The organism is Streptomyces sp. NPDC002809 (assembly GCF_040295435.1).
GTDB lineage: Bacteria > Actinomycetota > Actinomycetes > Streptomycetales > Streptomycetaceae > Streptomyces.
Genome location: NZ_JBEOVJ010000010.1, coordinates 134449 through 158491 on the forward strand (window position 1 = coordinate 134449; position 24043 = coordinate 158491).

Consider the following 24043-nt stretch of genomic DNA (forward strand, 5'->3'; position numbering starts at 1 on the left):
AGCGTCCCTCGGCCGAGGCGGACCCCGCCTCGGGAGCCGAGGTGGAGCCCCACTCCGGGAGCCGCCCCGGGCCCACGCTCCGGGAGCCGACCCGGGCCGCCGCTACTGGGGCCGCCCCAGGGCCCACCCCGATACGTCCGACAGCCGGCCGCGCCACAGCGGAAGGCGCAGCGGAGCCCCGCCGCCGAACATCAGCGTGGCGTCCCGCAGATGGATCCACCGGGGCAGCCGCCGGGTGTCCTCGTCGGCGCGCAGCTCCTTGATTCCCTGGTCCACCGTCTCGGGGAACTCGGCGATGAGATCGGCCCCTTCGCCCTCGACCTGCCGCAGGCTCCTGGTCCATTCCGCCTTCCATTCCTCGTGCCCGATCACGTCGCCGTGCAGCACACCGGCGGGGATGGTCAGCGTGAGCGGCAGCCCGGAGCGCATCTCCCTGTCGAGCAACTGGACCAGCAGCTGGAGCTGGAGGTCGGGTACCGGCTCGATGATCACCGCAGTCGAGTCCGGTGCGGGGCCTGCGGACTCGTTCATGAGCTGTTCCCTTCGCCGCGGCGCGCCCGGAAGGAGATCCGCGCGAACCGGATGGTCTGGTCCCGCTCACCTTCCCCGAGGAAGGGACAGCACGCATCGAAGTCGCGTACGACTCGCGGAAGTCCGGCTGTGCCTGCAACGAGGGCGGTGTGTGCGTCGATGTCGCCGCGACCCCCTCCGCGGCAACATCGAGCGGAATCCGACATTGGACTTGACCAATTTTCGAATGTATGAAAATCATGACCGGAGTCGCCACAGAACCTTCATAACTGCTCCGCAGGAGAACCACGCATCATGCGTATACCCACCACTGCTGCCCTCGCGGCACTCGGCGGTGCCCTGGTACTCGGGCTCACCGTCGCTCCGGCCGCCCAGGCCACGCCCACTCCGACGGACTGCACCACCGATGCCTTCGGGATCGCCGGTAAGTACGGCGAGTTCGTCCTCGGGGACGACGTCCACTCCCCCGACGCGGAAGGCGCTGTGGCCGTCGGCGGCAACGCCGACTTCCGGGGCGGGTTCAGCGTCGCCAACGAGCTGTCGGCCGCCGAGGTCGACGCCCTGCCCGGCCGGGCGTCGCTCGTCGTCCGCGGCGACCTGCTCAACGGCGGCTCGGCCACCGTCGTGATGAAGGGCAACGCGGCCGTCGGCGGCAAGGTCACGGACCGCGCCGTCGAACTGCACAGCGGCACCTTCGGCCAGAAGGCCGACCTCATCGACTTCGACGCGGAGTTCGCCAAGCTCAGGTCCTACTCCGCCACGCTGGCCGAGGAGCCCACGACCTCCGGCGCCCAGGTCCGGCTCGACGGGAACCGGCTGACGCTGGAGGGCGGCGCCGGCGGCCGTAACGTCTTCTCCGTACCGGCGGACCAGCTGGAGAAGGCCAAGGAGGTCTTCATCAAGGTTCCGGCCGGGGCGACGACGATCGTCAACGTCGCCGGCCAGGACTACGACATGGCGGCCGCCGGCACCACGGGCTTCTTCCTGTCGGGCGGTCAGGACTTCGTCCTGGACGACAAGCTGCAGAGCGCGTCCGATGGCAAGGTGCGGGCGAAGCTGCTGTGGAACTTCCCCGACGCCACCAAGGTCACGAAGAACAGCCAGGCCGCCTGGCCCGGCAGCGTGCTCGCCCCCGGGGCCCACCTGGAGCTGGGAACGGCGGCACCGGTCAACGGTTCGGTGTGGGTGGCCTCCCTGCACGGTTCGGGCGGTGCCGAGACGCACCACTTCCCCTTCACCGGCTGCCTCCCCGAGGTCCCCGGCGGAAACACCCCGTCGCCCGGCACGACCCCGGGCGAGACCCCTGGAACGACGCCGCCCGCGACGGCAACCCCGTCAGCCCCGGTGACCTCGCCTTCGGAGAGCGCCGCTCCGTCCGACAGCCCGTCCGGATCCGCGACGCCCGGCACCCCGTCCCCGTCCGGCAGTTCCACGCCGGGCACCACCGGTGACGGCGACGGTGGCGGCGACCTGGCCTCGACCGGCAGCAGCGGCACGATCCCCATCGTCATCGGCGGCGCGGCGGTACTCGCCGCAGGCGCCGGCCTCGTCGTGATGGCCCGCCGCCGCAAGCAGGCCTGACCCACCCCGTACGGCACACCCCCGTACGACACACGCCGGGCGCGGATCCACCGCGCCCGGCGCCCCGGTCCCGGATCCGGTCGACGTGTGCCGGAACCATTTCGGCGCCCCTCACCGCCTGCGCGGCGGGGCGCCGCCCGTCACCAGTCGACGGTGTCGACCCAGATCGAGACGACGTATCCCGGTCCCCACGGGTTCGTGGCGACGGACGTCTGCCCCGGCAAGGCCCAGTCACCGAGAACGATCCGCTGCGGAAGCCGCGGGTCCAGAGCCCTCAGCACCGCGTGGATCCGGTGGTGCCCGGTTCCGCCGGTGCACAGGCTGGTCACGGTGCTCGCGGAGGAGATCGTGCAGTTGTCGGGCGCCGCCTGGGCGGCGGGGGCCGCGGCCAGCAGCGTACCTACGGCGGTCATGGCAACGGCGGCGGTGCCGATCACACTGCGCTTCCTGAACATGGGACTCCTTGGTCCGGCCTCGAGAGAGGTCGCTCCGGGCCGCCGTCCGACGGCCCGTCCGTACGGGTGGAACGGTCAGACGAATCCGTCCCGGCTCCGCCCGCCGGACACGGCCCTCCGCGACGCGCAGCCCCCTGAACGGCCTGCGCGCGCCCGACAGGAAAACGGTCGCGGAGTAGCAACCCCCCTCGAAAGAAAGGAGATTGCGTGAAGGAGTCTGCCGAAGCGTGCAGGCCCTGACAAGACCGCTTCACCATCTGGTCCAGTCCAATCCAGGCAGCCGGACCGGCCGTCGTCAGTTTCCCTGCCCCTCCAGCGACTCCGAGATGTCCTCCCACTCGGCCGTGTCGGACCGGTACTCGTACACGGGCCGGTTCCTCATACCTGCCGTACGGAAAGGCTTGCCGTTGTCGTCGATGCGCAACGTCCCGCTCCGGTCCCCGCTGGACCACTCCAGCTCCAGGTACCAGGTCACATCGTGGTCCTCGGTGTGCGCGTCGAGGCGGAACACCTCCACGTCGGTGGAACTCACCCGGTACGGGAAGTTCTTCGCCGGTACGACCTTGCCGGCGTCCTCACCGGCGACCGGCCGCGATACGGGCTGACCGTCGTCCAGGTCGATATTGAACGTCTGCGGCATGATGCCGCTCCCGCAGCCCTCCCCCATCGAGTACGCGGGCCAGTCGGTCGCGGCCTCCTGCTTCACCACCCGGACATGGAGCGCCTTCAGGACGACCGCCTCCTGCGACGCTCCCTGCAGGGTGAGTTCGAGCAGCATCTTCCCCCCGTCCACCCCGCCCAGCTGCGCCGCCCAGCTGCGCCTGGCCCGGTCCGCGGAGTCCGGCACCGGCGGCATTCCCTTGGGGTCCCGGTCGAGCAGGAAGTACTGCCCGCAGGGCCAGTCCCAGTTGTAAGCACTGAGGGTGGCGGTCACCGGCACCCCCTGGGACGTGGCGCCCTTCGCACCCTTCCCGTCCGTCCCCTGGGGGGCGGTGGACTTCGCGGCCGTGGCGGAGGGTGACGCGGAGCCGCTGGTCGCTGACGGCGAGGGCTTCGAAGGGCTCGGCGACGGAGACGTGCTGCTGCTACGGCTCGGAGTCACCGGTGCGCTGCTGCGGGGCGTGTCCATACCCTCCTCGCGGGTGCGCTCGCCCGAGTAGTGGCTGATCGCCAACGCGGTGGGCACGGTGAGCGCCACGACCGCGACGGCCGCGAGCAGGACACGCAGCCGCTTGCCGGACAACCGGCGCGGGGCCGGCGCGGCACCGGTGCTGCGCGCCTCCGGCGTCACGTCCTCGGCCGCCGCCGAGCCGGGGGCCGTATCCGCTTCCGCTTCCGGTGCTGGTTCCGCTTCCGGTCCTCGTCCGGCTTCCGGTCCTCGTCCGGCTTCCGGCCCCGGTCCCGACTCATGCTCCTTCACCGGCTCCGGCGGCGGGGCCACGAGCTCCGACGTCGCCGTCGGCGGCTCGAACGCCCCGGCAGCCTCCGTCTTCCGGGCTCCCCGCCGCTTCGCCTCGTCGGCGAGGATCCACTGCCGGTGCAACGCGACCAGCTCGTCCGACGGCGCACGGCACACACGCGCGAAGCGTTCGACCGGCGCGTAGTCGTGCGGGACCGCCTCCCCGTTGCAGTACCGGTGGATCGTGGAGGTGCTCATGTGCAGCTTCTGGGCGAGCGCTCCGTAGCTCAGCCCCGAGCGCTGCTTCAGCCCCCTGAGCAATGCGGCGAAGTCCTGGATCTCCGTGCCCACCCTGACCGTTCCCCTCTGCTGCCCTCCCGGAACGGCGTCCCAGGCAGGTGATGTCATCGCAGGTCAGAGGCCATGTTTCCGTTCCAGCGTCCCGTACCCACTGGCAATCGTTGCCACCGGATCCGAGGACCGGACACGATGTTGGAACACACCGCAGCAGCACCCCCGGCAAGGGCAAGCAGCGCGACTCGTACACCCACCAGTTGCCCGTCCCCGGGAGCCGCCGTGCGTACTCGTCCTCAACTCAGCCTGACCGATGCAGTGGCCACAGGAGTTCTGATCGCCTCTGTCGCGACCGTCATCGCACTCCTGTGGAGCCTCTGACCACACGTCATTGTCCAGTACATCGGCCGGGTGCCGGTGCGCCAAAGCGGCGCCCCACACTCCGCACCAACTGACGAACGGAAATACCTCTCATGCGTACCCTCAACTTCCGCCGCGCCGCCCGCACCTCCGCCCTCGGCGCAGCCGCACTCATCGCCTCCCTCTCCCTGACGGCCTGCCAGGGCGACGACCCCGCGCCGTACGACGCCCTCGCCTCCGCTTCGCCCGGCTCCGCCACCCAGACCCCGGCGGAGAGCGCCGGTGCCTCCGGTGACAAGGACGCGACGGACCCGGCCGGCGAACAGGGCAAGGACACCGCCGGTTCGAACACCGGCTCGGACTCCGGCTCCGGCTCGGGCTCGGGCTCCGGCTCCGGCGGCACGTCCACGGCCAAGCCGAAGGACGACAGCGGTGACAGCGGCAACCAGGCCACGGTGACCTGCACCGGAGGGAACACCAAGCTGTCGATCACCGAGGTGAACCGCCCCGTCAACCACATGCTGCTCACGATGACCAACACCGGTTCGAAGGCCTGCAACGCCTACTCCTACCCGTACCTGAAGTTCGGCGAGGCCCAGTCCGTGCCGAACACCTTCGAGGACAGCAAGCCGCAGGCTGTCACGACCATCAACCCGGGTGAGTCCGCCTACGCCGGCGTCATGACGTCCTCCGCCGACGGCAGCGGCTCGAACGGATACTCCACCAAGGACCTGAGCGTCAGCTTCCAGAACCGCGACGGCAACTCCGAGAACACCGGCTCGTCGGTCGGCGTGCCGCTCTCCAAGAGCGCCTACGTGGACAGCAGCCTGACCGTCTCCTACTGGCAGATGAGCATGAACGACGCACTCCAGTACTGAACTGCCCGGAGGATCGGACGGCCATCGACGCAGTGAGCACGACCGGCTCCTTCGTCGTGGCCCCGATCCACCTCCGCTGAACGCCACAGACCACACCACCGCATTTCACGGGGAGTACCACCATGCGCAACAACCGCATCCGCACCACCGTCCTCGCCGCCACCGCCCTACTTGCCGCCCTCTCCCTCACCGCGTGCAGCAGTGACGACGGCAGCAGCGGCAGCGCCGAGGCGGGTTCGGCCGCTCCGGCCGCACACACCGCCGTCAAGCAGTCCCCGCCCCCTGCCGCCGCGCCGGACAAGAACACCACCGACGTCGACACGGACACGGACGCCGACGCCGACACCAGCACCGGCACCGGCACCAGCACCGGCACCGGCACCGGCAGCAGGCCCGAGAACCCCGCGCCCCCCGCCGGGACCGACGGGAAGACCGGCGGGAAGAACACCACCGGCTCCACGAACCGGGCAGGCAGCACCACCAACCGCACGCCCGTCACCTGCGACGGCAAGAACACCAGGACCGGCGTCACCAAGGTGAGCCGCCCCATCAACCACCTGCTGCTGACCCTGACCAACACGAGCGGCCGCCCCTGCTACGCGTACTACGCGCCCCAGCTCCGGTTCGACGACGCGCAGGCCGTCTTCCCGATCCTGGACGACAGCCGGCCGCAGGCCGTCGTGACACTCGAACCGGGCCAGTCCGCGTACGCCGCCATCGGCCTGACCGGCGAGCCCGGCGCCGGCCCGGCCCCGCGCAAGGCCACCAGCCTTCAGGTGCACTTCTCCGGCAGGAGCCCCGAGGGCTCCACGGGCTCCCCGGCCGCGCCGACGCTCCCGGCCGACACCTACTGGGACGACAACGGCTTCGTCACCTACTGGCAGACCGACATGGCCGACGCGCTCACCTACTGAGCCCCGTCCGCGGGCACGGCGTCGAAGTCGAAGTCGAACCAGATCCGATGGGTGCCGTCCCCGTCGACGGCCAGCCCGCCGCCCCCACGGATCCCGGCAAGCGCGCCGGTTCCGCTCGACGGCGCGATCGCGAAGAACTCGTTGACGCGGTCGTCGCCGCTCGTCGCGGCCGAGTGCACGAAGTTGAACGTGCCCTCGCGCCCGCCGACCGCACCGTCGAAGGCCTCCAGGGCCACGTACGTGCCCACGCCGGCGGTCTGGTCGAAGGCGGCGGTGAACAGGGTCGTCGAACGCCCGGTGATCTCACCCTCGAAGCTCTTCACGATGGTCGCGACACCCATCGGAAGACGGGTGTCGACCTCGGGAACGGGCTTCAGATCGGACGGGACGAACGAGGTGACGGTGAAGGTTCCGGAAGCTCTCATGGCGTCGATCGTAGAGAGACCCTCGGACATCCGGCCGAGAACAGCGGGCCGAGACGGCATTCACCCGCAGCACGCCCCTTCCGCTCCCCTACGATCGGCGCCATGGCCATGTTCGTGCACCTGACACCCGCCGCGAACGCGGCCCGCATCCGGAAGTCCGGGATACGGGCTGTCAGTCACGGCCGCGACGGCGACAAGGGCCTGTTCTGCTTCCCGGTCCTGCCCTCCTACACCCTGACCCACCAGTGGCTGCGCGAGCTCGCCCGCCACGGCGGCCCGCGCGGCCTCGTCGCCGTCCAGCTCCGGCTGCCTGACGACGAACCCGTCACCGTCGGCCACTTCAGCAACCGTCCGGGACGGGCCCACACCGCCACCACGGCCGTCGACGCCGTGCGCCGGGTGGCCGCGCTGGAGGACCCGCGCGGCTGGGAGGTCTTCGTCCCCCGGGCCGCGACCCGGTCCGAGATCCACCGTGTGCGAGCGGTCCGCCAGGTCACCGGCTGGCGCTACTTCCCCGAATCCAACGGCAAACCGCCCTGCACCTGTTACGGCTGCCGGGTACGCGGCGAGTACGGCTCGCAGCGCCTGCGCCGCCGCCGGCCGCACCCGCTCGACGGCCCGGCGCCCGCGACGCCCGTCCTGCTCACCCGGATCGCCGAAGCCGGCGACCCCGGCGACGCCGGACAACTGTGCGCGACCCTGCACTGGTTCGGCTTCCGGCGACGGGGACCGCTCACCCGACTGGCCCACCTCGCGGACCATCCCGACCCCACGGTCCGCGTGGCCCTGGTCGAGGCCGTGGCCCGCTGGCGGACCCCCGGAGTCGACGCGCTGCTGCGGCAGTTGGCCAAGGACCCGGACGAGGACGTACGCGAGGCCGTCGACTTCACGGACCGGCTGACCCCGGCCTGACCCGGCCGCCCCGAACACCCTCAGCCGAACTCGCACCACACGACCTTCCCGGGCACCCGCTCCCCGACGCCCCACCGGTCCGCGAGCGCGTCCACGATCACCAGCCCCCGCCCCGACTCCCCGCCGGGCTCACGCACCCCGGGCTCCCCGTCGCCACTGTCGTGCACCTCGACCCGCACCTGCTCCTCGTCCCGCAGCCACAGCATCAGCCGGTACCCACGCCCCGGCGGCACCCCGTGCACCAACGCGTTGGTGGCCAGCTCGCTGACACACAGCACCACGTCGTCCGCCCGCACCCCGCCGAACCCCCAGTCGGCCAGCGCGTCCCGCACGAACTCCCGGGCCTCGCGGACCGACCGGCGCTCCCGCCGGAAGAACCGCTCGCGCAGCAGTGGGAGTTGCATCGTCTCGTTCATGGAGCGAGCGTCACACTCGGTGACTACGCTGTCGCAGTGTGCGGGCCCGTACAGATTTCTTGTACGGGCCGCGCGCGCGTGAAGTACGAATGCGGGTGGGAATTGGGGACCGTATGCAACCGAGGAAGCGGCAGCGCAAGAACGCGTCGGCGATGAGGCTCGTGGGCGCGCTGGTCGCCCGGTTCCGCACCGCGGCCGGGATGACCCAGCGGCAACTGGCCGAGCACACATGCACCCAGCCGGAGACCATCGCCTCCGTCGAGCAGGGCAGACGCGCCCTCCAACTGCCGCTGGCCTGCCGCATGGACACCCTGCTGGACACGAAGGGGACGCTGGCGACGGCGGTGGAGAACATGCCGGAGGTGGACCTGATCCCGGCGTGGGCGGAGGAGTACATGGACCTGGAGCGGGAGGCACTCGCACTGTCCTGGTACGACAACCAGGTCGTTCCCGGGCTCCTCCAGACGGAGGCGTACGCGCGTGCGGTGTTCCGCAACAGGGTCCCGGTCTTCAGCGAGGAAAAGATCGGGGACCAGACCACAGGGCGCCTCGCGCGGCAAGAGATCCTGCGACGCGACCAGCCACCGACGATCAGCTTCGTGATCTGGGAGCCGGTCGTGAGACTTCAACTCGTCGACGACGAGGACCATGCGGAGCAACTGCGGCACCTGCGCCTGTGCGCCGCACTCCCCGGCATCTGTCTCCAGGTGCTCCCTCTGAGCCACCGCACGCACGCTGGGCTCGACGGTCCCTTCACACTGCTCGAAACACCCGACTACCAGCACGTCGCCTACTCCGAGACCCAACGCGGCAGCCTGCTCGTCTCCGACCCCGATGACGTCAGCATCCTCGCTCAGAAATATGCAATGCTGCGAGCTCAGGCCCTCAACCCCGAAGACACCGTGGGCCTGTTGGACAGCCTGCTGGGAGAGCAATGAGCACTGCACGCGCCTGGTTCAAGTCCAGCTACAGCGGCGACGAGGGCGGCCAGTGCCTCGAAGTCGCCTACGACTGGCAGAAGTCGAGCTACAGCGGCAGCGAGGGCGGACAGTGCGTCGAGATCGCCGCCCACCCCGCCGCCGTCCACGTCCGGGACTCCAAGAACCCCGAGGGCCCCACGCTCACCCTCGCCCCCACCACCTGGTCGGCCTTCGCCGCGCACATCGGATCCTGAGCAACCGCCGGACCGACCGGCGGAGCAACCGCCGAACCGACCATCGAACCGACCGGCGGACCGACCGGCCGGGCGGCCGGCTGTCAGTGGCCGCCCGTACTCTCCTCGACATGGCGACGCTTCCGAACCCGCTCCCGTCCCTGGCCACGTCAGGGCTCGAACTCCCGCCCGGCACCCTCGTGGACGCCACGATCGACGAGCCGTGGCACGACCCCCTGCTCTGGTACGCGGACGGGCCCGCGGCCCCCGGCGACTGGGCCTCGCTGCGCGACGCGGGGCGGGCCCTCGGGCTGCTCCCCGTGCTCATCGACCGCGGCAGCCGCGACCAGGGGCCCGAGGCCTGGGACCTCGACCCGGACGGCACGTCGTACCCCGGCGACCATGACGCCGAGGTCGTCCTGAGCGAGGTCTGGGACGCGTACGCGGAAGACGAACTCGACACCGAGAACACCTGGCCGGGCCTTGCGCCCACTCCCGTCGCGGACGGTCCGGACAGCCCGGAGAAGCTGGCCGCCGAGATGGCGGACGTGCTGACGGATGACGGCATGGTGCTGGAGGACGCACGCCTGGCGCTCGTGCCGGCGAGACGCAGTGCGGACATCCCGGCCGCGATCGGCTGGAGCGGACCGCTCAACCACGAGAACGACGTCGCCCGGCTCTGCGCGGTCCTGCGCTCCTGGGAGGACCGCTTCGGCATACGGGTCGTGGCGCTCGGCTTCGACACCCTGACCGTCTCCGTGGGGCGACCGCCCACCACGCGGGCGGAGGCCCTCGCCCTGGCCGCCGAGCACTTCGCGTTCTGCCCGGACAACATCCACCAGTCCGCGCTGGACAGCCTGGAGAAGTACGCGGAGGAAGCCCTGCTGGGCCAGGAGACCTGGTCCTTCTGGTGGGACTGAGGCGCATCTGCGGCAGGCCGCCCACGCGCCGCCGGCCGTGCTGCACCGGCCGGCCGAGGACCGGGCACCAGTCCGGGCGTCGGCCTGCTCCGCCGGATTCCTGTCAGGTCCGGACAACCTGCCCGTGATCCGGAACATCTCCTCTCACAAGTCCGCACCCCCCGCTGCGGACGGTGAACGAGGAGCTGAAGTATGCCCCGACGCCTCATCCGCGCCATCCGTGCCATCCGTGCCATCCGTGCCATCCGCGCGAAACTCCCACACGGCCGCCGGGTCGACTACCCCCGCCGGGGGAGAACCAACTGGCTCCGCTGGATCCCCTCGTGGCGACAGGCGCTGAGCGGGGTACTGCTGGGAATCGGTGCGCTGACCGGGCTGTTCGCCGTGATGTACTCGTCCGTCGACATACCCGACGAGAACTTCGAAGCGCGCAGGCAGGGCACCGTCTACTACTGGGCGGACGGCACCCAGTTGGTGAGTGTGGGCGAGGTCAACCGGCAGAACGTCACACTCGCCGACATACCCGATTCGATGGAGCACGCGGTCATCGCCGCCGAGAACGAGAACTTCTACTCCGACTCGGGAGTATCGGTGCCGGGGATCGCCCGCGCGGCCGCCAGCATGGTCACGGGCGGTGAGACCCAGGGCGGCTCCACCATCACCCAGCAGTACGTGAAGAACACCTATCTCAGCCAGGAGCAGTCGGCGACCCGGAAGTTCAGGGAGTTCTTCATCTCGCTCAAGCTGAGCAACAAGCAGAGCAAGGAACAGATCCTCCAGGGATATCTGAACACCAGCTGGTTCGGCCGCGGCGCCTACGGCATCCAGGCAGCGGCGGTCGCGTACTACGGAATCCCCGCGAAGAAGCTCGACCCCAGCCAGACCGCGATGCTCGCGTCGCTGCTCAAGGGCGCGGAGCAGTACGACCCCGCGGGCGGCAGGGCCAACCACGAACGCGCCGTCGACCGCTGGAAGTGGGTCCTGGACCGGCAGGTCGAGATCGGCATGATGACGAAGGCCGAACGGGCCACCCACACGAAGTTTCCCGAGCCGCGCAAGGCCGTCAAGCCGACCAGCCTCGGCGGCCAGACCGGCTATCTCGTCGACATCGCCAACAAGTACATCAAGAAGCGCTCGGGCCTCACCGCCAAGGACCTCGCCCGGGGCGGCTACCGGGTGCACACCACCTTCGAGAAGGCCAGGGTGCAACAGCTGGAGGGAGCTGTGCGGAGCGTGCGCAAGCGCGACCTCGACCCCGAGAAGCGCCCCGCGGACAAGTACGTCGAGGTCGGCGCCGCATCCGTGCGGCCCGAGGACGGGGCCGTGGTCGCGGTGTACGGCGGAGCCGACGCGATCACCCGCTTCGCCAACAACGCCGACACCGCCGGCGTCCCCGTCGGATCCGCGTTCAAGCCCTTCGTGCTGGCCGCGGCACTTCAGAACGGCGACGGGATCACCCTGGACAGCGGCTACGACAGCACCGGGCGTCTGATCACGAACGGCCCGCCCACGGTGACGCCCACGGACCGGCCGGACGGCGGTGCCACCGCGGTACCGGTACCGATGACGGTGCCGACGACCCTGCGCGATGCGCTGATCAGGTCGGCCAACGTCACCTTCGTACGGCTCGGCAAGCACATCGGGCTGAAGAAGGTGAAGGAGATGGCGGTCGCGGCCGGGCTGCACGAGGAGAGCCTGGCCCGCCTGGACAAGTCCTTCACCCTCGGCACGTCCACGCCGAGCGCGGTCAGGATGGCGGACGCGTACGGCGCCTTCAGCAACGAGGGCATCAGGGCCGATCCCTACTCGGTGACCAGCATGACGCGGGACGGCGAGACGGTCGAGGGCTTCGGGAGGCCGGAACCGCAACGCGCGATGGACGCCTCGGTGGCGAACGATGTGAGCAACACCCTGGGGATCGCGGCCTGGACGGCGCTGGCGCGGGACAGGCAGTTCGACGCGCTGTCCGGTTCCACGGCGCTCGACGACCTCTCGGGCGGCGCGACCGATGAGGACGACCGGATGAGGTCGGCCTGGTTCATCGGCCACGCCCGGGGACTGACCACGGCCGTGACGGTGTTCCGCAACAGACCCGGCACCCCTCAACTGCTGGGAATGCAGGGCGTGGGCGGCGCCGGCGCGGAGCGCGGCAACGCCCTCCCGCTCCGGATCTGGACCTCGTACGCCACCGGGAAGTAGGCCCACCGGCCCGGCGGACCGGACCCGTTACGCGAAAGTCCCGCCCGGCCCGGAGTCCGTCACGGGCCGGGCGGGACCACCCACGCACTTCGCGTACCCGCCTCAGGAGCCGGCGCGCCCCAGCCGCTGCGCGACCTCGGTCGCCCAGTACGTCAGGATCATCTGCGCGCCCGCCCGCCGGATGCCGGTCAGGCTCTCCAGGATCGCCGCGTCCCGGTCGATCCAGCCCTTCTCCGCGGCGGCCTCGATCATCGAGTACTCACCACTGATCTGGTACGCGGCGACCGGCACGTCCACCGACTCGGCGACCTTCGCCAGGACGTCGAGGTACGGCCCGGCCGGCTTGACCATGACCATGTCCGCGCCCTCGGCGAGGTCGAGCGCCAGCTCACGCAGCGACTCGCGGAGATTGGCCGGGTCCTGCTGGTACGTCTTGCGGTCGCCCTTGAGCGAGGAGCCGACGGCCTCGCGGAAGGGGCCGTAGAACGCGGAGGAGTACTTCGCCGTGTACGCGAGGATCGACACGTCCTCGTGCCCGGTCTGGTCCAGCGCGTCGCGGATCACGCCGACCTGGCCGTCCATCATGCCGCTGGGGCCGACCACATGGGCGCCCGCGTCGGCCTGGACCTGGGCCATCTCCGCGTACCGCTCCAGCGTCGCGTCGTTGTCGACGCGGCCGTCCTCGGTCAGCACACCGCAGTGGCCGTGGTCGGTGTACTCGTCCAGGCAGAGGTCGGACATGACGACGAGATCGTCGCCGACCTCCTCGCGCACGGCCCGCAGACCGACCTGGAGGATGCCGTCGGGGTCGGTGCCCGCCGTGCCCCGGGCGTCCTTCTTCTCGTCCAGCGGCACACCGAACAGCATGATCCCGGAGACGCCCGCCGAGACCGCGTCGACCGCGGCCTTCCGCAGGGTGTCCAGGGTGTGCTGCTGCACGCCGGGCATGGCCGAGATGGCGACAGGGGTGTCGATGCCCTCGCGCACGAACGCGGGCAGGATCAGGTTCGCCGGGTCGAGCCGTGTCTCGGCGACCATCCGCCGCATGACGGGGGTCGTCCGCAGCCGTCGGGGGCGAGAGCCGGGGAAGTTTCCGTACACAGTCATCCTTCGAGACTAGACCCGTACACATCACGCTCTTACCGACACCTCTGCCGGGAAAAGGGCGCCGCGGAACGGACAGGGGCCCGGCCGCTTCACGAAGAAGCAGCCGGGCCCCGCACACGTCACACCGGATCAGGTCGTCGTACGACGCCGCCGCGCACCCGGACGGCGCTCGCTCGGCCGCGTCACCGGGTCACCGGCCTCCTTCGCCGCGTCCCGGCGCTGCGCGCCGAACTCGGCGAGAGCCGCGGCCAGCTTGTGCACCGAGGGCTCCGGCGACAGGACGTCGACGCGCAGACCGTGCTCCTCGGCGGTCTTCGCCGTGGCCGGGCCGATACACGCGATGACCGTCACGTTGTGCGGCTTGCCGGCGATGCCGACCAGGTTGCGCACGGTCGAGGACGAGGTGAAGAGCACCGCGTCGAAACCGCCGCCCTTGATGGCCTCACGCGTGTCGGCGGGCGGCGGCGAGGCGCGGACCGTGCGGTACGCGGTGACGTCGTCGACCTCCCAGCCGAGCTCGATGAGTCCGGCCACCAGCGTCTCGGTGGCGATGTCGGCGCGCGGCAGGAAGACGCGGTCGATCGGGTCGAAGACCGGGTCGTACGGCGGCCAGTCCTCCAGCAGGCCCGCGGCGGACTGCTCACCGGAGGGCACCAGGTCGGGTTTCACACCGAAGTCGACGAGCGCGGCCGCGGTCTGCTCGCCGACCGCGGCGACCTTGATCCCGGCGAAGGCACGGGCGTCGAGCCCGTACTCCTCGAACTTCTCCCGGACCGCCTTCACGGCGTTGACCGAGGTGAAGGCGATCCACTCGTAACGGCCGGTGACCAGGCCCTTGACCGCGCGCTCCATCTGCTGGGGCGTACGCGGCGGCTCGACGGCGATCGTCGGGACCTCGTGCGGCACCGCGCCGTACGAACGCAGCTGGTCGGAGAGAGAGGCCGACTGCTCCTTCGTCCGCGGTACGAGCACCTTCCAGCCGAACATCGGCTTGGACTCGAACCACGCCAGCTGGTCGCGCTGGGCGGCAGAGCTTCGCTCCCCGACCACGGCTATGACGGGCTGGTGCCCGTCCGGCGACGGCAGGACCTTGCCCTGCTTGAAGACCTGGGCGATCGTGCCGAGCGTCGCCGTCCAGGTGCGCTGGCGCGTCGTCGTACCGGCGACGGTCACGGTCAGCGGGGTGTCGGGCTTACGGCCCGCCGAGACCAGCTCGCCGGCGGCCGCGGCCACCGCGTCGAGCGACGTCGAGATGACGCACGTGGAATCGCTCGCGCCGACCTCGCTCCAGCAGCGGTCCGAGGCGGTACGGGCGTCGATGAAGCGGACGTCCGCGCCCTGCGCGTCGCGCAGCGGCACCCCGGCGTACGCGGGCACGCCCACGACGTTGGCGACACCCGGTACGACCTCGAAGGGAATGCCCGCGGCGGCGCAGGCCAGCATCTCGCTGCCCGCGTTGCCGTCCAGGCCCGGATCACCGGAGACGGCACGGACGACCCGCCTGCCGCCCTTCGCGGCCTCCATGACAAGATTGACCGCATCCCTGAGAACGGGAACACCGGCGGCTGTTGACTGTGCGTCAACAACCGTCAGCTCAGGCGTGCTTACGCCTGCCCGCGCATGGCAGCGGACGACGCCGAGGACGTCCGGCTCGGCGACAAGAACGTCCGCGCTCGCAAGCGCCTCGACGGCGCGCAGAGTCAGCAGTCCCGGGTCGCCGGGACCGGCGCCGAGGAAGGTGACGTGCCCTGCGGACAGGACCGGGAATTCGGATGCGGCGTGGCCGGTGGGGCTCAAAGTGCTCGCTCCCCCATAAGACCGGCCGCACCCTTGGCGAGCATCTCGGCCGCGAGTTCGCGACCGAGGGCCGCCGCGTCGTCGTGCGACGTGGGGACGGGACCGGTGGTGGACAGCTGAACCAGCGAGGAACCGTCGGTGGAACCGACGACACCGCGCAGGCGCAGTTCGTTGACAGCCTGACCGTCGGCCAGGAGGTCGGCCAGCGCACCCACAGGTGCGGAGCAGCCGGCCTCCAGGGCGGCGAGCAGGGCACGCTCGGCGGTCACGGCGGCCCGGGTGTACGGGTCGTCGAGCTCGGCGAGCGCGGCGGCGAGGTCGGCGCTGCTGGCAGCGCATTCGATCGCCAGTGCTCCCTGGCCGGGAGCGGGCAGAACGGTGTCGACCGACAGGAAATCGGTCACCTCACCGCTCCGTCCGAGGCGGCTGAGGCCGGCCGCGGCGAGTACCACCGCGTCCAGTTCACCGCTTCGTACGAATCCGATACGCGTATCGACGTTGCCGCGGATCGGCACGGTCTCGATGTCGAGGCCGTGACTGCGGGCGTACGCGTTGAGCTGCGCCATGCGGCGCGGCGAACCGGTGCCGATGCGGGCACCGGACGGCAGCTGCTCGAAGGTCAGCCCGTCGCGCGCCACGAGCGCGTCGCGGGGGTCCTCGCGCACCGGCACGGCGGCCAGTACGAGGCCCTCGTGCGGCGTGGTCGGCAGGTCCTTGAGCGAGTGGACGGCGAAGTCCACCTCGCCGCGCAGCAGCGCGTCGCGCAGCGCGGCGACGAAGACGCCGGTCCCGCCGATCTGTGCGAGGTGCTCGCGGGAGGTGTCCCCGTACGTGGTGATCTCGACGAGTTCGACGGCGCGCCCGGTCACCTCGCTGACCGCGTCGGCCACGAGGCCGGACTGCGCCATGGCGAGCTTGCTGCGCCGGGTCCCCAGCCGCAGCGGCTTGGTGGCCCCCGCGCCCAGGGGTGAGTTGTCGGTCATGACCGCCCTCGATTCGGGTCGTTCAGGTCTGCCCGGGAGACGGCGGCGACCGTCTGCGGGTCGAGGTCGAAGAGTTCCCGCAGCGCATCGGCGTACCCGGCGCCGCCGGGCTCGCTGGCGAGCTGCTTGACCCGCACGGTGGGCGCGTGCAGGAGCTTGTCGACGACGCGGCGCACGGTCTGCGAGATCTCGGCGCGCTGCTTCTCGTCCAGGTCGGGGAGGCGGCCGTCCAGCCGTGCGATCTCGCCCGCGACCACTCCGGCGGCCATCGTGCGCAGGGCGACGACGGTGGGAGCGACATGGGCGGCGCGCTGGGCGGCGCCGAAGGCTGCGACCTCGTCGGCGACGATGGTGCGCACCTGGTCCACATCGGCGGCCATCGGGGCGTCCGCGGACGCCTCGGCGAGCGACTCGATGTCGACGAGGCGCACACCGTCGAGGCGGGCGGCGCCGCCGTCGATGTCGCGCGGCATCGCGAGGTCGAGCAGGGCGAGGCGGACGGGGCCGGTGGACTGGGCCGGGATCCGACGCACGGCCCGGGCCTGCGCGATCGCGGTGGCGGAACCGTTCTCCACCCACGCGGCGTGCTGCTCGTCCGGCTCGGCGGCCGGCGCCGGCACCGGCGCTGCGGGCGCCTCGGCCACGGGGTCGAAGTCCAGCCCGAGTGCTCCGGCGACGGCCTCCGCGCTGAGCACGAGACCGGTGGCACCGGTGCAGGAGACGACGACATCGGCACGTGTCAGTTCGTCGGAGACCGCGGCCATCTCCACGGCGTGGGCGGCCACCCCCGTGCCGTCGGCCTGGTTGAGGATCTCCACCAGGCGGTCGGCGCGGGCGCGGGTGCGGTTGGCGACGACGATCTCGGCGACACCGGTACGGGCCAGGGTCGCGGCGGCCAGCGAGGACATCGAGCCCGCGCCGATGACCAGGGCGCGCTTGCCCTTCGCCCAGACCCCGGTGTCGCGCCCGTCGGCGAGCTGCTCGAGGCCGAAGGTGACGAGCGACTGCCCGGCCCGGTCGATCCCGGTCTCGCTGTGGGCGCGCTTGCCGACCCGCAGGGCCTGCTGAAAGAGGTCGTTCAGCAGCCGGCCCGCGGTGTGGAGCTCCTGCCCCAGCGCCAGCGCGTCCTTGATCTGGCCGAGGATCTGGCCCTCGCCCACGACCATCGAGTCCAGTCCGCAGGCCACCGAGAAGAGGTGGTGGACGGCCCGGTCCTCGTAGTGCACATAGAGATACGGAGTGAGCTCGTCCAGACCGACGCCGCTGTGCCGGGCGAGCAGCGTGGACAGCTCGGCGACGCCCGCGTGGAACTTGTCCACGTCGGCGTACAGCTCGATGCGGTTGCAGGTGGCGAGGACGGCGGCCTCGACCGCGGGCTCCGCGGCAAGGGTGTCCTGGAGCAGCTTGGCCTGGCTTTCGGCGGACAGCGAGGCCCGCTCCAGCACGGAGACGGGGGCGCTGCGGTGGCTCAGGCCTACGACGAGGAGGCTCATGCCGGCATCACGGCGGGCATGTCCCCGTCGGGTCCCTTCCGGCTGCTGGTCGTGGCGCGCACGGGCGGCGCGGCCGGGTCCGGGCCGCTGTCGGCGGAAGCGGCCTCCTCGCCGGCCTTGCGCTGCTCGTGGAAGGCGAGGATCTGCAGCTCGATGGAGAGGTCGACCTTGCGCACGTCGACGCCGTCGGGCACCGAGAGCACGGTCGGGGCGAAGTTCAGGATGGAGGTGACACCCGCGGCGACGAGCCGGTCACAGACCTGCTGGGCGGCGCCGGGCGGAGTGGTGATCACACCGATCGACACCCCGTTCTCGCTGATGATGCGGTCCATGTCGTCGGCGTGCTGGACGGGGATCCCCGCGACCGGCGTTCCGGCCATCGCGGGATCGGCGTCGATCAGCGCCGCGACCCGGAACCCGCGGGAGGCGAAACCGCCGTAGTTGGCGAGCGCCGCGCCGAGGTTGCCGATGCCGACGATGGCGACCGGCCAGTCCTGGGTGAGGCCGAGTTCCCGCGAGATCTGGTAGACGAGATACTCGACGTCGTAGCCGACGCCGCGCGTCCCGTACGAGCCGAGATAGCTGAAGTCCTTGCGGAGCTTCGCGGAGTTGACCCCCGCCGCCGCGGCGAGCTCCTCGGAGGAGACCGTGGGGACCGAGCGCTCGGAGAGCGCGGTCAGCGCTCGGAGATACAGCGGAAGTCGGGCGACGGTGGCCTCGGGAATTCCTCGGCTACGGGTCGCCGGTCGGTGATTTCGGCCAGTTGCCACGGTGCTCCTGCGGGATGAGCGGGGCTGCAGGCGGCCGTATGTCCCAAGACCGCCCCGTCGAATGCAGGCTATGTCTTTGTGAACGCGTGCACAAAGATAGTGTCCGTTTTGTCCGGTCAAAGTGACCGGGGTCACGCGCATTCCTCGCGCGATCCAGGAACCAGGGTTCGCATCAGCCCGTTGCGGGCCCGAAGGGGGCAAAGCGGAACACACTCCTCACAGCCACGCCCCCGAGACCACTCAAAACGCCCATGATGGTAACCGGGTTTCACTCAGGAAAGCAGCGCGCTGCGCAGTCTTGCCGGGTCCACGCGCCAGAACGTGTGCTGTTCGTTATCAACCAGGACGACGGGGATCTGCTCCCAGTACTCCCGGTACAGCTCCTCGTCCTGGGTGATGTCCTTCTCCTCCCAGGACACGCCGGCCTCCTCGCAGACCGTCCGCACCACCACCCTGGCATCGTCACAGAGGTGACACCCCGGTTTTCCGACCAGCGTCACCACGCGGTCGGCGGGCTTCTTCTTCGTACGACGCAGCAAGGCACTCATACCTTCATTCTGCGCCGCCCCCGGGCCCTTTCCGGTCGCGATCGGGCCTTGACGCGGTACGCCCGGAATCACCCGTTTAACGTGTCGGCCTCCGAGAGTTCACGCCACCGCATCCCGGCAGGTCGGGAAGGGGCGGGGTGACTGGCTATGCTCACGGCATGGCCGCTCTTGGATGGCTCACACCGCGTAGGCGTTCCGCGACAGCACGCAGCGTGCTGGCAGGCGAAGCGGCGGCGGAGGCAGCACGGAAGTCCTCACTCGACGCCGAGCAGTCCGCCGGCACGGAGGACGGCACCGCCCCCGGCGCACTGTCCGCCGCGGAAGAGGGAGAACCCGAGTTCCCCGTCGTCGGCGACGACCGGGCCGCCGCCTTCTTCGACCTCGACAACACCGTCATGCAGGGCGCGGCGATCTTCCACTTCGGCCGCGGGCTGTACAAACGGAAGTTCTTCGAGCGCCGCGAACTCACCCGGTTCGCCTGGCAGCAGGCCTGGTTCCGGCTGGCCGGCGTCGAGGACCCCGAGCACATGCAGGACGCGCGCGACAGCGCCCTGTCCATCGTCAAGGGCCACCGCGTCTCCGAGCTGATGTCGATCGGCGAGGAGATCTACGACGAGTACATGGCCGACCGCATCTGGCCCGGCACCCGCGCGCTCGCCCAGGCGCACCTCGACGCCGGCCAGAAGGTCTGGCTGGTCACCGCCGCACCGGTGGAGACCGCCACGATCATCGCCCGCCGGCTCGGCCTGACCGGGGCGCTGGGCACCGTCGCCGAATCGGTCGACGGCGTCTACACCGGGCGCCTGGTCGGCGAACCGCTGCACGGCCCCGCGAAGGCCGAGGCGGTACGCGCCCTGGCCGCGGCCGAGGGCCTGGACCTCGCCCGCTGCGCGGCGTACAGCGACTCGCACAACGACATCCCGATGCTGTCCCTGGTCGGACATCCGTACGCGATCAACCCGGACACCAAGCTCCGCAAGCACGCGCGCGCCCGGGACTGGCGGCTGCGCGACTACCGGACCGGCCGCAAGGCCGCCAAGGTCGGCATCCCGGCCGCCGCCGGCGTGGGCGCCCCCGCCGGCGGCACCGCTGCGGCCGTTGCCCTGCACCGCCGTCGCCGCTGAGGGGCTCCCGGGCGGCCCCGGCCGGAGACAACCCGACAGCCCGACCGTCCGACAGCACGACCGGCCGCGAGGCCGACAGTCCAACCGTCCGCGAGGCCGCGAGGCCGCCCTGCGGACGGTCCGGCCTCCGGGCTGCCCGCCGCGACCGGGCCACGCCCGGCCCGTGCCGCCAATCGGGACCCCTTGCCCACCGACCGCTCCGGCCAGTCGGGTTACCCGCACTCGACCACAACCTGTCGCGGCTCCAGGCAGATCTCGAAGTAATTCGATCAACAACCGGTCACGATGTGCCACTTGATGCGCCGCATAGTCGCTACAGAAGCGACGTAATCGGTGATTTGAGCAACTGGGTGTAGCACTGCCTGTACGAAGCGTTATTCTCCTCAGACGCATTCCGGAACCCACCACTCACTACGACGAGTGACGGTTTCGCACTGCACGTGATGGAAGCTCTGCCTCTGGGAGTCCCGTGTACCCACACGTCGGGGTTGACGCCTCGGGCCTGGCTACGCTGCGCGCAACGGTCGCCGACCGCTTGCGCGGCTTCGTCCCCACCGCGTACGCCGTACCCGCCTTTGCCACCCCTGCACCTGCCGGCCCCTGCTACGCCCTGGCTGAACGTAGCGCGGCGGTCGGAAGACGCAGCAACCGCGGCGCAACGACCACGTCCACCGTTCGTCGGCCGACCGCCGACAGCGACAGCGCGCGCATGATGGATCTCGTCGAGCGCGCACAGGCCGGTGAGGCTGACGCCTTCGGCCGCCTCTATGACCAGTACAGCGACACCGTGTACCGCTACATCTACTACCGGGTGGGCGGCAAGGCGACGGCGGAGGACCTCACGAGTGAGACCTTCCTGCGCGCCCTGCGGCGCATCTCCACGTTCACCTGGCAGGGCCGCGACTTCGGCGCCTGGCTGGTCACCATCGCTCGCAACCTGGTCGCCGACCATTTCAAATCCAGTCGCTTCCGACTGGAAGTGACCACCGGCGAAATGCTCGACGCCAACGAGGTCGAGCGCAGCCCCGAGGACTCCGTCCTGGAGTCCCTCTCCAATGCCGCACTGCTCCAAGCCGTGCGCCGACTCAACCCGCAGCAGCAGGAGTGCGTGACCCTGCGCTTCCTGCAGGGCCTCTCGGTCGCCGAGACCGCCCGGGCGATGGGCAAGAACGAGGGCGCGATCAAGACCCTGCAGTACCGCGCCGTCCGCACCCTTGCCCGGCTCCTTCCGGACGATGCCCGCTGACCCCACCCCTACTCCCGGCGATATGTTCATCACCCACTGGTCCGATCATCCTTCGTGCGTAACCCAAGTGCCGCACCGCTCGTTGTGCCGGTTGCAGGCCCCCTGTCGTCACCCCCTGTCCGCTGACACTCACTCATTCGTGTGGATGCGCTCAAGGTGTGCAACCTTCCGGACCCACAGGGGAGTCGACCGTCATGACGAGAGGAGGTGCCGCCAGTGATCGCAAACGTTTCGGCACACCGGCGGGCGAACGCCTTCGCCCAGGCCCTGGAGGAGCAGTCGCTCCACGGTGCGGCGGCCGTACAGCCCGAGGACCCGGCCGAACAGGCCGTCCCCGGACCGCTGTTGGCCCTGGCGAACGGCCTCGGTGAGCTACCGAAGCCGGAGTTGGATCCCGAGGTCAAAGTGGTGCAGCGAGCCCAGCTCGTCGCCGCCATGGAGGCCATGTTCGCCGAGGGCGGCGCAGCCGCGGACCCTACGGTGCCCGAACAACGGGGCAAGGGGGCCCACCGGGCCTCGCCACTCCGGAAACTGCGCCCCAGATCGCGCTGGACGAAGGGCCTCGCAGCCGGCGGGCTCACCGTCGGTGTGGCCGCCGGGGCCTTCGGCGGAGTGGCGGCTGCCAGCTCCGACGCCCTGCCGGGTGACTCCCTCTACGGGCTGAAGCGCGGCATGGAGGACATCCACCTCGGCCTGGCCGACGGTGACGCGGACCGCGGCGAGGTCTACCTGGACCAGGCCTCGACCCGGCTCAGCGAAGCCCGCAGGCTGATGGAGCGTGCGCGCTCCGGCGACCTGGACCACGAGCAGCTCGGCGAGGTGAGACGCACGCTCAACGGCATGACCCACGACGCCACCGAGGGCCACCGCCTCCTCCACGCCGCCTACGAACGGGACGGCGCGATCGGCCCCATCCAGACCCTCGACACCTTCTCCCGCGCGCACCGCGAGAGCTGGAGCAGCCTCCGCGACCGCCTCCCCCTGCAGCTGACCGACGTCGGCGACCAGGTGAGCTCGGTCTTCGCCGCCATAGACGAAGAGGTCGGGCCGCTGCAGTCGCTGCTCCCCCGCACCCCGGAGACGAGCAACGGATCCCAGGAGTCCGGCACCACCGGTTCGGGCACCGGCGCCGGCTCCGCCCCGTCCGCCCGTTCGCAGGCCCCGTCGCCCTCGTCCCCCTCAGGCACGCAGGACAGCAGTACGGGCACCAGCTCCCGGCCCGAGCCGTCGGGCTCGGGCAGCACCCCGGCGGACGGCCTGATCAACGGCGGCACGGACGGGCTCTTCGACCCGCCGTCGCCCGGCACCACCACGCCGGCACAGGAAACACCGAGCGCCACCCCGTCGCCGGACATCACCCTTCCGCCCCTGATCCCCGGCCTGATCGGCGGCCTCGGAATCGACGCCGAGGACGACAGGAACTGACGCGATCGCCGGACGGGCAGACCCGGGCCCGTCCGGCCATTGAGGACAGAACACCAGCCAGGGGCGCCCCGGCCCGGCTCAGAAGAACACCGACCTCCGCTGCACCAGCAGCTTGTACAGCGTGTGCTGGATCTGCTCCCGCACCTGATCCGTCAGGTTGAACATCAGCATCGGATCCTCCGCCGCCTCCAGCGGATACCCGTCCGTGGGAATCGGCTCACCGAACTGGATCGTCCACTTCGTCGGCAACGGCACCGCGCCCAACGGCCCCAGCCAGGGAAACGTCGGCGTGATCGGGAAGTACGGGACACCCAGCAGCCGCGCCAACGTCTTCGAGTTGCCGATCATCGGGTAGATCTCCTCCGCGCCCACGATCGAGCACGGCACGATCGGCACCCCGGCACGCAACGCGGTCGAGACGAACCCGCCCCGCCCGAAGCGCTGCAGCTTGTACCGCTCGCCGAACGGCTTGCCGATGCCCTTGAAGCCCTCCGGCATCACCCCGACGACCTCGCCCTGCCGCAGCAGCCGCTCCGCGTCCTCCGCGCAGGCCAGCGTGTGCCCGGCCTTGCGGGCCAGCTCGTTCACGACCGGCAGCATGAAGACCAGGTCCGCGGCGAGCAGCCGCAGATGCCGCCCCGCCGGATGGTTGTCGTGCACCGCGACCTGGAGCATCAGCCCGTCGAGCGGCAGCGTCCCCGAGTGGTTGGACACGATGAGCGCACCGCCGTCCGCCGGGATGTTCTCGATGCCCTTCACCTCGACCCGGAAGTACTTCTCGTACACCGGCCGCAGCATCGACATCAGGACCTGGTCGGTGAGCTCCTCGTCGTAGCCGAACTCGTCGACTTCGTAATCGCCCGTGACCCGGCGCCGCAGGAACGCGAGCCCGCCCGCGATCCGCCGGTCCCAGCCACCGCCTCCCGCGTCCTCAGCGGCCACCACGGCCTCCTCCTGCCCCTCCGGCGGCAGCCCTGCCGTCGGCTGCCCCGGCAGGGCGCTGACGGACCCTGTGCCGCGTCCCGAGGGCCGTCGGCGCGCGGCGCGCGACATACCCCCCGACCGCGAACGGTCGTCGTCGAACGGAATGACCTTGGCATCCGCCATCGTCGG

The 24043-nt window shown here is 70.8% G+C and carries 23 protein-coding genes; 11 read left to right on the forward strand and 12 right to left on the reverse strand.

Annotation, left to right across the window (positions count from 1 at the left end; all coding sequences use genetic code 11):
• Positions 1-102: 102 nt before the first annotated feature.
• Positions 103-531, reverse strand: coding sequence for a GvpU-like protein (locus tag ABT025_RS09515; RefSeq protein ID WP_350991713.1), 429 nt, complete (start codon positions 529-531; stop codon positions 103-105).
• A 294-nt stretch (positions 532-825) separates the two neighbouring features.
• On the opposite strand from ABT025_RS09515, the gene ABT025_RS09520 reads away from it, so the two are divergent.
• Complete coding sequence (locus ABT025_RS09520) at positions 826-2112, forward strand: choice-of-anchor A family protein (protein ID WP_350991715.1); 1287 nt, start codon at positions 826-828, stop codon at positions 2110-2112.
• 140 nt (positions 2113-2252) lie between these two features.
• Here the strand turns inward: ABT025_RS09520 and ABT025_RS09525 are convergent, their stop codons facing one another.
• Positions 2253-2567 carry a hypothetical protein gene (locus ABT025_RS09525; protein WP_350991717.1) on the reverse strand — a complete coding sequence of 105 codons (315 nt, stop codon included), beginning with the start codon at positions 2565-2567 and terminating at the stop codon, positions 2253-2255.
• Positions 2568-2862: 295 nt separating this feature from the next.
• Positions 2863-4317 carry a helix-turn-helix domain-containing protein gene (locus tag ABT025_RS09530; RefSeq protein WP_350991719.1) on the reverse strand — a complete coding sequence of 485 codons (1455 nt, stop codon included), beginning with the start codon at positions 4315-4317 and terminating at the stop codon, positions 2863-2865.
• 416 nt (positions 4318-4733) lie between these two features.
• On the opposite strand from ABT025_RS09530, the gene ABT025_RS09535 reads away from it, so the two are divergent.
• Both ABT025_RS09535 and ABT025_RS09540 read left to right on the forward strand, forming a co-directional pair.
• Positions 4734-5498: a DUF4232 domain-containing protein gene (locus ABT025_RS09535; RefSeq protein WP_350991721.1), complete on the forward strand. Its 765-nt coding sequence runs from the start codon at positions 4734-4736 to the stop codon at positions 5496-5498.
• A 122-nt stretch (positions 5499-5620) separates the two neighbouring features.
• Positions 5621-6412, forward strand: coding sequence for a DUF4232 domain-containing protein (locus tag ABT025_RS09540; protein WP_350991723.1), 792 nt, complete (start codon positions 5621-5623; stop codon positions 6410-6412).
• On the opposite strand, the gene ABT025_RS09545 is transcribed toward ABT025_RS09540, so the two are convergent.
• Positions 6406-6837 carry a DUF3224 domain-containing protein gene (locus ABT025_RS09545; RefSeq protein WP_350991725.1) on the reverse strand — a complete coding sequence of 144 codons (432 nt, stop codon included), beginning with the start codon at positions 6835-6837 and terminating at the stop codon, positions 6406-6408. The genes ABT025_RS09540 and ABT025_RS09545 overlap by 7 nt on opposite strands.
• 102 nt (positions 6838-6939) lie before the next feature.
• Between ABT025_RS09545 and ABT025_RS09550 the strand changes: the two genes are divergently transcribed.
• Positions 6940-7749 (forward strand): HEAT repeat domain-containing protein, encoded by an 810-nt coding sequence (locus ABT025_RS09550; protein WP_350991727.1) that lies wholly within the window; start codon positions 6940-6942, stop codon positions 7747-7749.
• Between the two features lie 20 nt (positions 7750-7769).
• Here the strand turns inward: ABT025_RS09550 and ABT025_RS09555 are convergent, their stop codons facing one another.
• Complete coding sequence (locus ABT025_RS09555) at positions 7770-8165, reverse strand: ATP-binding protein (RefSeq protein WP_350991729.1); 396 nt, start codon at positions 8163-8165, stop codon at positions 7770-7772.
• Between the two features lie 152 nt (positions 8166-8317).
• On the opposite strand from ABT025_RS09555, the gene ABT025_RS09560 reads away from it, so the two are divergent.
• The 4 genes from ABT025_RS09560 (at position 8318) to ABT025_RS09575 (ending at position 12437) form a co-directional block, all read left to right on the forward strand.
• Positions 8318-9103: a helix-turn-helix domain-containing protein gene (locus ABT025_RS09560; protein WP_350991788.1), complete on the forward strand. Its 786-nt coding sequence runs from the start codon at positions 8318-8320 to the stop codon at positions 9101-9103.
• Entirely contained in the window at positions 9100-9339 is a 240-nt protein-coding gene (locus ABT025_RS09565) for a DUF397 domain-containing protein (RefSeq protein ID WP_350991731.1), read from the forward strand. Before ABT025_RS09560 ends, ABT025_RS09565 begins: the two co-directional genes overlap by 4 nt.
• Before the next feature lie 110 nt (positions 9340-9449).
• The gene (locus ABT025_RS09570) at positions 9450-10238 is read left to right on the forward strand and encodes a DUF4253 domain-containing protein (protein ID WP_350991733.1); all 789 of its coding nucleotides are present in this window, start codon (positions 9450-9452) and stop codon (positions 10236-10238) included.
• A gap of 192 nt (positions 10239-10430) precedes the next feature.
• Positions 10431-12437, forward strand: a complete 2007-nt coding sequence (locus tag ABT025_RS09575; RefSeq protein ID WP_350991735.1) for a transglycosylase domain-containing protein — start codon at positions 10431-10433, stop codon at positions 12435-12437.
• 102 nt (positions 12438-12539) lie between these two features.
• On the opposite strand, the gene hemB is transcribed toward ABT025_RS09575, so the two are convergent.
• From hemB to ABT025_RS09605, 6 genes are all read right to left on the reverse strand, one after another.
• On the reverse strand, positions 12540-13544 hold the full coding sequence (gene hemB, locus ABT025_RS09580; RefSeq protein WP_350991737.1) for a porphobilinogen synthase: 1005 nt from the start codon (positions 13542-13544) through the stop codon (positions 12540-12542).
• A gap of 129 nt (positions 13545-13673) precedes the next feature.
• Positions 13674-15341, reverse strand: a complete 1668-nt coding sequence (locus tag ABT025_RS09585; protein WP_350991739.1) for a bifunctional uroporphyrinogen-III C-methyltransferase/uroporphyrinogen-III synthase — start codon at positions 15339-15341, stop codon at positions 13674-13676.
• The gene (gene hemC, locus ABT025_RS09590; RefSeq protein ID WP_350991741.1) at positions 15338-16324 is read right to left on the reverse strand and encodes a hydroxymethylbilane synthase; all 987 of its coding nucleotides are present in this window, start codon (positions 16322-16324) and stop codon (positions 15338-15340) included. Before hemC ends, ABT025_RS09585 begins: the two co-directional genes overlap by 4 nt.
• Complete coding sequence (locus ABT025_RS09595) at positions 16321-17817, reverse strand: glutamyl-tRNA reductase (RefSeq protein WP_350991743.1); 1497 nt, start codon at positions 17815-17817, stop codon at positions 16321-16323. Before ABT025_RS09595 ends, hemC begins: the two co-directional genes overlap by 4 nt.
• On the reverse strand, positions 17814-18587 hold the full coding sequence (locus ABT025_RS09600) for a redox-sensing transcriptional repressor Rex (RefSeq protein WP_350991745.1): 774 nt from the start codon (positions 18585-18587) through the stop codon (positions 17814-17816). The genes ABT025_RS09595 and ABT025_RS09600 overlap by 4 nt, the downstream gene beginning before the upstream one ends.
• A 272-nt stretch (positions 18588-18859) precedes the next feature.
• Entirely contained in the window at positions 18860-19135 is a 276-nt protein-coding gene (locus ABT025_RS09605) for a glutaredoxin family protein (protein ID WP_350991747.1), read from the reverse strand.
• A gap of 158 nt (positions 19136-19293) precedes the next feature.
• On the opposite strand from ABT025_RS09605, the gene ABT025_RS09610 reads away from it, so the two are divergent.
• From ABT025_RS09610 to ABT025_RS09620, 3 genes are all read left to right on the forward strand, one after another.
• Positions 19294-20259 carry an HAD family hydrolase gene (locus tag ABT025_RS09610; protein WP_350991749.1) on the forward strand — a complete coding sequence of 322 codons (966 nt, stop codon included), beginning with the start codon at positions 19294-19296 and terminating at the stop codon, positions 20257-20259.
• Between the two features lie 469 nt (positions 20260-20728).
• On the forward strand, positions 20729-21505 hold the full coding sequence (locus ABT025_RS09615; RefSeq protein WP_350991751.1) for an ECF subfamily RNA polymerase sigma factor, BldN family: 777 nt from the start codon (positions 20729-20731) through the stop codon (positions 21503-21505).
• A gap of 216 nt (positions 21506-21721) precedes the next feature.
• Positions 21722-22930: a DUF5667 domain-containing protein gene (locus tag ABT025_RS09620; RefSeq protein ID WP_350991753.1), complete on the forward strand. Its 1209-nt coding sequence runs from the start codon at positions 21722-21724 to the stop codon at positions 22928-22930.
• A gap of 78 nt (positions 22931-23008) precedes the next feature.
• Here ABT025_RS09620 and ABT025_RS09625 read toward each other — a convergent pair whose 3' ends face one another.
• Positions 23009-24037, reverse strand: a complete 1029-nt coding sequence (locus tag ABT025_RS09625; protein WP_350991755.1) for a lysophospholipid acyltransferase family protein — start codon at positions 24035-24037, stop codon at positions 23009-23011.
• Between the last annotated feature and the right edge of the window lie 6 nt (positions 24038-24043).